Annotated in this window: 2 protein-coding genes; both read left to right on the forward strand. The window is 61.2% G+C overall.

Annotated elements, in window-relative coordinates:
* Positions 1–251, forward strand: a 251-nt coding sequence (locus CCD76_RS20130; RefSeq protein WP_179208979.1) for a hypothetical protein, incomplete at its 5' end; no start/stop codon positions are given.
* The coding region (locus tag CCD76_RS19450) for a hypothetical protein (protein ID WP_143543362.1) at positions 220–709 on the forward strand (490 nt) is incomplete at its 3' end. The genes CCD76_RS20130 and CCD76_RS19450, both read left to right, overlap by 32 nt.

Raw genomic sequence — 709 nt, forward strand, 5'->3', positions numbered from 1 at the left:
GCGCGTTCGAACACATCGTGCCGGTGGAGAAGACAGAGGAGGCCATCGTGGGGATCGAGCACTTCCAACAGCGCTTCTATCCCCAGCTCGAGGCGATGAACGCCATCGATCGCGGTCAACGCCGTGACGATCGGCGAGCGATGGCCAGAGGTTATGCCGCCGGCCGCAATGCGCGCCTGCACAGCGGCGTCGATCGTGATCAATATAAGGAGCTGCCCCATGGCCGAGATCTATTCCTTTCCGGCGCGTGAGGCCACTGGCCAGGGCATGGAGCGGTATCTGCAGGGGCGAGAGTGTCTGGCCCTGGGTCTGCTCGATCCGTTCGCCGGGTGGTTAGAAACGCTGGACACCTGGTTCGACGCTCATCTCCAGGCGCACAACAAGCGCAACGACGCGCTGCGCGCGTTGCTCGCCGATACCTGGCTGGTGTTCCACATGGCGTGCGACCAGACCAGCCGACTCGAGATGCAGCCGCATCACAGCCTGCGTTGGTCGCAGCTCCAGTATTTCAACCTCAGCGATTTCGAGCTGCTGGTGATCGTCAACGACAACCTGCTTGATCTACGTCGCGGTCTGCTGGCGCTGTGCCAGCAGTATCCGCCGAAGACTCGCAGCGATCTAAGCCTCCAAGGGCTCACGCAAAGCATCGGTCGTTTAAACGAGCAGTTGAACCATTTCTTCGATTCTGAAGGCTGCGACTCGCGGCAGC

It is taken from the genome of Salinicola salarius (assembly GCF_002179555.1).
Lineage (GTDB): Bacteria > Pseudomonadota > Gammaproteobacteria > Pseudomonadales > Halomonadaceae > Salinicola > Salinicola salarius_A.